This is a genomic window from Sphingopyxis sp., from assembly GCF_035250425.1.
Taxonomy (GTDB): Bacteria; Pseudomonadota; Alphaproteobacteria; order Sphingomonadales; family Sphingomonadaceae; genus Sphingopyxis.
The window spans coordinates 1-7,165 of record NZ_DATFFD010000304.1; the positions used below are offsets into that span (position 1 = coordinate 1).

Below are 7,165 nucleotides of genomic sequence, written 5' to 3' on the forward strand. Positions count from 1 at the left end.
TGTCGATCGGCTGCGGGTCGCTCTTGTGGCGCGCGTTGCGCATCTTGAGGTCGCCGTAGCGCGAGAACAGCGTGCCGTTGCGCGCGTTGCGCGTCGGCATCACGCAGTCGAACATGTCCACGCCGCGGCGCACGCCCTCGACCAGGTCTTCCGGCTTGCCCACCCCCATCAGGTAGCGCGGCTTGTCGGCGGGGAGCTGCCCTGGCGCAAAATCGAGCACCCCGAACATCGCCGCCTGCCCCTCGCCCACCGCCAGCCCGCCGATCGCATAGCCGTCGAAACCGATGTCGGTCAGCGCCGCCGCCGACCGCGCGCGCAGTTTCGCGTCGAGCGAGCCCTGCTGGATGCCGAACAGCGCCGACCGCGCGGCGTGCTCCTCGCCCGCGTCGAAACCCGCGCGGCTGCGCGCCGCCCAGCGCATCGATCGTTCCATGCTCGCCTCGGCGCGCTTGCCATCGACGCCGTTCGGCGGGCATTCGTCGAACGCCATCACGATGTCGCTGCCGAGCAGACGCTGGATTTCCATCGATCGTTCGGGGGTGAGCATATGGCGCGAGCCGTCGAGATGGCTCTTGAACGCGACGCCCTCCTCGCTCTGCTTGGTCAGCGCCGACAGGCTCATCACCTGATAGCCGCCGCTGTCGGTCAGGATCGGGCGGTCCCAGCCCATGAAATCATGAAGGCCGCCCAGCCGCGCCATGCGCTCGGCGGTGGGGCGCAGCATCAGGTGATAGGTATTGCCCAATATGATGTCGGCGCCCGTCGCGCGCACCTCGGCCGGGCGCATCGCCTTCACCGTCGCGGCGGTGCCGACGGGCATGAAGGCGGGCGTGCGAATCTCGCCGCGCCGCATGGCGATGGTGCCCGTGCGCGCGGCGCCGTCGGTCGCGGCGATCGAAAAAGCGAATCTTGTCATTGGGCGCGCCTATGGAGAGGAGAGCGCCAAAAGTCGAGGAGTGGACCGATCCTCCCTGTGGCGAAGCCATGGGGAGGTGGCAGCGCGCAGCGCTGACGGATGGGTAATGACGCGACGTCGACACCCCTCCACCACCGCCTGCGGCGGAGTGCTGGGTCGTCCAGTCCCCCGGACTGGACTTGGATTACCGGGGGCAATCCAACCCTGCACTCCCCCTCCCCATCGCTTCGCGACAGGGAGGATCCGAAGCGACGCTATTCCTTCGCCTCTTCGCTCGACGGTTCCTCCTCGGCCGCCTTCGCCTTTTCCTTCGGCTTTTCCTTCTCGAATATCTTGATCAGCTCGCGCTTCTTCGCATCGGACAGCCCCTTTTCGGCTTGCGGGAACATCTCTTCCTCCTCCTCGTCGATATGGTGGAGGTAGCGCTCCTTCATCGACCGAAAGCGCGTGAGCCAGCCGGTCGAGGAAAAGTCCATCTCGTAAAGCTCGGTCAGAAAATCCTCGATCTCCTTATGCTCGGCGACGCTATGCTGCGCCTCGTCGCGCAAATCGGGGGTCGCGAGCATCGTCGCATAGAGCGACATTTCCTCCGACGCGGCGTGCGCGGTCACCTCGACGCGGAAGGCTTCGAACAGAGTGCGGCGCTCGTCGCTGTCGCCCTGCGTTTCATCGATGCGGCCCAGCAGCTCGCGGTGCCGGTCGTGATCGGCCTTCAGTCGCGCAAAGATTTTGGTCTCGGCCATCTTCTTCTCCATTTCCGGAAAAGAACGGCTCGCGCCGCGCGCGGTTCCGGCCGTCAGGCCGCTTTCCAGTCGCTCGTCGTCGTGAAGGACGGCAGCGCCGCCATCGCAGAAACCGTCGATTGGGTCGCGGCGGCGATCAGATAGGGCGAAACGCGGTGGCGCGTGCAAAGCCCGCCATTGCCGTCGCTGACCATCGTCTGTTCGAATTCAACGCCCTGCTGGTGCTTCATCGACCGGCGCACGGTCGCGGTGACGAGCTGCCCCTCGCCAAAATCGATCACGAAGCGTGTGCCAACGGGCACATCCAGAAGCCCCTCGATAAAGGCGCCGGTCGTCGACAGGTTGCGGATCACGACGGCGTAACGGTGATTGTCGTGGATCGCACCGACTTTGCGGAACAGCGAGAAGCGGTCGTTGCGCTGGCGCGCCGGACCCGCCGGCTTGATCGTCCACGTCCCCCCGACATGTTCGAGCAGCTCGGTCTGCGGCACCGGCTTGCTATAGACATAACCCTGGACATGGCTGACGTTCAGCTTGCGGACGAGGTCGAGCTGGTCGAGCGATTCAATGCCTTCGGCGGTCGTTTCCATCTCGAGCGCCTCGGCGAGCGCGACTATCGCGGCGATGATCGCGCCGTTGCGCGACCCCGGGATCGTCGCGTCGCGAACAAAGCTCTGATCGATCTTGATCTTGTCGAACGGCGCCGATTGCAGATAGGCGAGCGACGAATAGCCGGTGCCGAAATCGTCGAGCGCCAGGCGAACCCCCAGCGCCTTCAGCGCCTTGAACATCCGCGCGGTCTCGGCCGTATCGCCCAGGAACACGCTTTCGGTGATTTCGAGTTCGAGCCGGCGCGGCGCAAGGCCGGTTGCCGCGAGCGCCCTGGCGATAATTTTCGGGAGGTCTTCGTTCGCAAACTGGATCGGCGAGACGTTGACGGCGACCCGCATGTCGCCCGGCCAGCGGGCGGCATCTTCGCACGCCGTGCGCAGCACCCATTCGCCAAGTGCCCAGATCAGCCCGGCCTCTTCGGCAATCGGAATGAACACGGCGGGAGAGATCACGCCGCGTTCGGGGTGGGTCCAGCGGATCAGTGCCTCGACCCCGCTCACCATATTCGATCTGGAATTGACGACCGGCTGATACATCAGTGCCATCTCGCCGCGCACCAGCGCGTCGCGCAGATCGTCCTCGAGCGCGCGGCGGTCCTCGGCCGCGGTGTGAAGGTCGCTCGAATAGAAGCTGAACCGCCCGCGGCCGTTCCCCTTTGCCGCATAGAGCGCAAGATCGGCGTTGCGGACGAGGTCGTCGCTGGTCAGGCCGTCGAACGGCGCGATCGCGACGCCGACCGACGCGCCAATGATACAGCGGCTGCCCTCGACCGAATAGGGTTGCGACAGGCTGGCGATGATGTCGGCGGCCATATCGCCGAGCTTGCCGCGATCCTCAATGTCGGGAAGGATGATCTGGAATTCGTCGCCGCCAAGGCGGCTGACCATTTCCTTGTCGCCGACGATCTTCAGCAAGCGTTCGGCGACCTGTTTCAGCAGTGCATCGCCCGCCGGATGGCCGAGCGTGTCGTTGACCTGCTTGAAGCGGTCGAGGTCGAGCAGCATGATCGCGCACGACCGCTGCTGCTGCGCGAAGGCCGCGAGCGTCGTATCGAGCTTTTTCGAGATGGCGAACCGGTTGGCGAGCCCGGTCAGCGAGTCATAAAGCGCCAGCCGCGACGCATCCTCGGCCGAGCGGCGCTGCGCGGTCACGTCGGTCCCGCTGCCGCGATAACCGGTGAATTGGCTATCGCCATCGAATTGCGGCCGGCCCGATATCGCCCACCAGCGATCGTCGCCCTCGAACGCGCTGCGCAGCGGCAATTTGTCGAACTTCGACTGTTTGGTCAGCAGGAAAGGCAGCGTCCGCTGGCGCTCGCCATGGCTGTCGACGGGCAGGAACAGGTCGGTGAGGGCGGTGCCGAGCAGCTGGCCGGTCGTTCGCCCCATCAATCGCGCTACCGAATCGGTTATATAGGTCAGCCGGCCCTTGGCGTCGGTCGACCAGAACCAGCCTTGCCCGCTTTCCTCGTAATTCTGGAGCAGCAGCAGCGCTTCGCGAGTGTGCAGCGGCGCCGCGGGATCGCCGCGCTGCTTGCCGACACGCGCGCCGAGCAAGCCGAAAAAGCCGCGCTGGCTTTCGTCGGTTCCCTCATCTCTCCGTTCGCCGGAATTCGTGCGCGATGGACTGTCCATCAAACAAATTTTTCACCTGGTCCCCACATTCCGGCCGCTATGCCGGCAAGCTGTTGCGATAGTGTAAATATCCAACGGCTTTCCGGATACCGTTCCGTTTGAGGACGTTGCCGGCATCGCCCGCCGGGAACCGTCCGATGGGCCGTTCCCCGATCCGCGGTCAGGTCGCGCTGTCGGCGTTCAGAAGCGGGGCGGCCGCTGTTAATATCTTAACGGAGAAATCGACTATAAGTTCGATTGAAACGGCCGAAATCGCGGCGCCTTGTCGATTCACCCGCCGCAAGCCGCGCACGGTTCGCCCCAGGGACCGCGAACGGGCCTTGTTGCCAGGCATCGGGCGGAGCATGTGCCCGCGATGCGGCGCCACCCATTAACCACTCGACAACCGATCGCGCGCATAGCTGACCCATGCCCATTCATGCGATGATCGAAAAGCGACAGGCCGACGGAGCCAAGCGCGGTGCGCCGCGCATGTACATGCGATTTGAAGCCGCGGGATCGCTCGAAGGCAGCGAGGGCACGACGGTGGCGATCCACAACCTCTCGTCGACCGGCATGCTGATCGAGACCGCATCCGATCTGGCCATCGGTCAGCGGCTGACGGTCGCATTGCCCGAGGCGCCCGATTGCGCCGCCACCATCGTGTGGCGCAGCGAGGCGCTCGCGGGTTGCCGTTTCGACCGGCCGCTGTCGCGCGCGGCGCTCAGCGCGGCGCAGCTGCGCAATCCGCTTCCCGGCGACGTCGATCCCGCACGCATTCCGGACCGCGACGAAATGCTGGCCCAGCGCCTGCTCCGGCTCCGGAAGGAACGCGGCCTCAGCCGCGCGGCGCTTTCGGATCGGACGGGGTTCAGCCGGCCGAGCATCTGGGCGTGGGAAAGCGGCAAGACCGTGCCGCGGCGCAGCAACCTGCCCGCGCTGGCCGAGGCTTTCGGCATTTCGGAGCACGAACTGCTCGCCGGCGCGCCTTCGCCCGTGCATGTCGATCCCGCGGCGAGCGCACAGCAAATGCATGCACTGGTCCGGGCGAGCCGCGAAGAGATCGCCGCGCTCGCGGGCGTCGATCCGGCCAAGGTCAAGATCACGATCGAATATTAGAGTGATTTCGAGTGAAATGGAACATTTCACGGCTCGGAAATCGCGGAAAAACTAGAATCTAGAGTGCCGGTTTTGATTCCATCAAAACCGAACGCACTCTAGGGTCAGGATCCTAGAGGCTGCTTGCCTATCGTGCGGGCAACAACAAACTCGCGTCGCCATAGCTGTAGAAGCGATAGTCGCTTTCGATGGCGTGGGCATAGGCCGCCTGCATCGTCTCCAGCCCCATCAGCGCACTGACCAGCATGAAGAGCGTCGAGCGTGGCAGGTGGAAATTGGTCATCAGTCCGTCGATCGCCTTGAAGCGATAGCCGGGGGTGATGAAGATCGCGGTGTCGCCCGCGAAGGGCGCGATGATGCCGCCATCCTGCGCCGCGCTTTCGAGCAGGCGCAGGCTCGTCGTGCCGACCGCGATCACCCGGCCGCCCGCCGCGCGTACCGCATTGAGCCGCGCGGCGGTATCGGCCTCGATCCGGCCCCATTCGGCGTGCATGACATGATCTTCGGTATCGTCGGCCTTCACCGGCAGGAAAGTTCCGGCGCCGACATGCAGCGTCAGCGTTTCGGTCAGGACGCCCGCCGCGGCGAGCGCATCGAGCAGCTTCGGCGTGAAGTGCAGCGCCGCGGTCGGCGCCGCGACGGCGCCGTCCTCGCGCGCGAACATCGTCTGATAGTCGGCGCGGTCGGCGTCGTCGGTGGGGCGCTTGCCGGCAATATACGGCGGCAGCGGCATCGTGCCCGCGCGCTCGAGCAGCAGCTCGACCGGCTCGTCGCCGGCGAAGGCGAGGATGAAGCTACCGTCGGCGAGCCGCTCCTCGGCGAGCGCCGCGACCCCCTGCCCGAAATCGACCATTTCGCCGACGCGCAGCCGCTTGGCGTTGCGGATGAACGCCTGCCAGCGGCGCAGGTCGATCCGCTTGTGCAGCGTCGCGCCGATCTTCGCCCCCGGCGTGCTCTGCGCGCCATCAGGTCGAACGCCGCGCCGCCCTTCGAGCTGCGCCGGTATCACGCGTGTGTCGTTGAACACCAGACAGTCGCCGGGGCGCAGCCATGCGGGCAAATCGCCGACCCCCGCGTCGACGATCTCGCCGCCATCGACCACGAGCATCCGCGCCGCATCGCGCGGCCGCGCGGGGCGGAGCGCGATACGCTCATTGGGCAGATCGAAATCGAAGGCGTCGACGCGCATGGCGAGGTTCAGATTCTGGCGCGCGCGGGCGCGCGCTTACTGCTTGATCGGAGCGTTGAGCTCGTCGACCGTCACTGTGGGCACGACAGCGGGCGCGGGCACCGTTTCGGTCAGCAGCGACGCCGGCGGGACCGGCTTGTTGTCGGCCGCGACCGACACCTGCACCATGCGCGACATCACCGCCGGCGGTTCCCCTTTTTGGATCGCGTCGACATATTGCATGCCCGATATGACGCGGCCGAACGCGGTGTAGCGGCGGTCGAGGCTGAAGCGCGGCTGGAGCATGATGAAGAACTGGCTGTTCGCGCTATCCTCGCTCTCGGCCCGCGCCATCGACAGCGTGCCGCGCAGATGCGGGGTCGGGTTGAATTCGGCCTTGAGGTCGGGAAGCTGCGAGCCGCCCTGCCCGGTCGCGGTCGGATCGCCCGTCTGCGCCATGAAGCCGTCGATCACGCGGTGGAACTTGATCCCGTCGTAAAAGCCCGCGCGTGCGAGCTGCTTGATCCGCTCGACATGGTTCGGCGCGACATTCGGATAGAGCTGGACCACGATCCGGCCGCCCGTCGAAAGGTCGATGTTGAGCATATATTCGGGGACGCCCATATATTGGTCGGGGGCCATCGCCGGGATTACAGGCGGCGCCACGGTTGCCGGAGCAGCCTCGGTCGTCGCGGGCGCGGTCGGGGTTTCGACCGGCGCGGGCGGGGGCGTTTCGACGGGCGGCGCCGGCTGGCTTTGGTCGGGGTTCGGCCCCGGTGCGGGCGGCGCATCCTGCGCGACGGCGGCGCCTGCGAGACCGAACGCCATCGCCATAAGAACCAAGGGGCGGAAGGATGATTTCATGCTGGATCGGCCTTTGGATAATAAACTGGATTTGCGCCCCGATGGCGCGCCCTAGCCGGAAAAAGCTGAACGCTCAATGATCGGGTGTCCTTATGTTGGCGGCACCGGCCCGCTCCCCCACCCGGCCTCC

General features: G+C 65.9%; 6 protein-coding genes. 1 reads left to right on the plus strand and 5 read right to left on the minus strand.

The features are described 5' to 3' along the window. From tgt to VJ811_RS18680, 3 genes are all read right to left on the minus strand, one after another. Positions 1-916 (minus strand): tRNA guanosine(34) transglycosylase Tgt (gene tgt / locus VJ811_RS18670; protein ID WP_324075173.1); only part of this gene is annotated, 916 nt, incomplete at its 3' end. Between the two features lie 254 nt (positions 917-1,170). Then, positions 1,171-1,659 (minus strand): hemerythrin domain-containing protein, encoded by a 489-nt coding sequence (locus VJ811_RS18675; protein ID WP_324075174.1) that lies wholly within the window; start codon positions 1,657-1,659, stop codon positions 1,171-1,173. 53 nt (positions 1,660-1,712) lie between these two features. Next, on the minus strand, positions 1,713-3,905 hold the full coding sequence (locus VJ811_RS18680) for an EAL domain-containing protein (protein WP_324075176.1): 2,193 nt from the start codon (positions 3,903-3,905) through the stop codon (positions 1,713-1,715). A gap of 423 nt (positions 3,906-4,328) precedes the next feature. Between VJ811_RS18680 and VJ811_RS18685 the strand changes: the two genes are divergently transcribed. Further along, on the plus strand, positions 4,329-5,003 hold the full coding sequence (locus VJ811_RS18685; RefSeq protein WP_324075178.1) for a helix-turn-helix domain-containing protein: 675 nt from the start codon (positions 4,329-4,331) through the stop codon (positions 5,001-5,003). Between the two features lie 127 nt (positions 5,004-5,130). Here the strand turns inward: VJ811_RS18685 and queA are convergent, their stop codons facing one another. Together queA and VJ811_RS18695 are read right to left on the minus strand one after the other, a co-directional pair. Continuing rightward, complete coding sequence (gene queA, locus VJ811_RS18690) at positions 5,131-6,192, minus strand: tRNA preQ1(34) S-adenosylmethionine ribosyltransferase-isomerase QueA (protein ID WP_324075180.1); 1,062 nt, start codon at positions 6,190-6,192, stop codon at positions 5,131-5,133. Between the two features lie 36 nt (positions 6,193-6,228). Beyond that, a complete protein-coding gene (locus tag VJ811_RS18695; protein WP_324075182.1) occupies positions 6,229-6,999 on the minus strand; it encodes a peptidylprolyl isomerase in 771 nt (256 codons plus the stop codon). Positions 7,000-7,165: the final 166 nt, after the last annotated feature.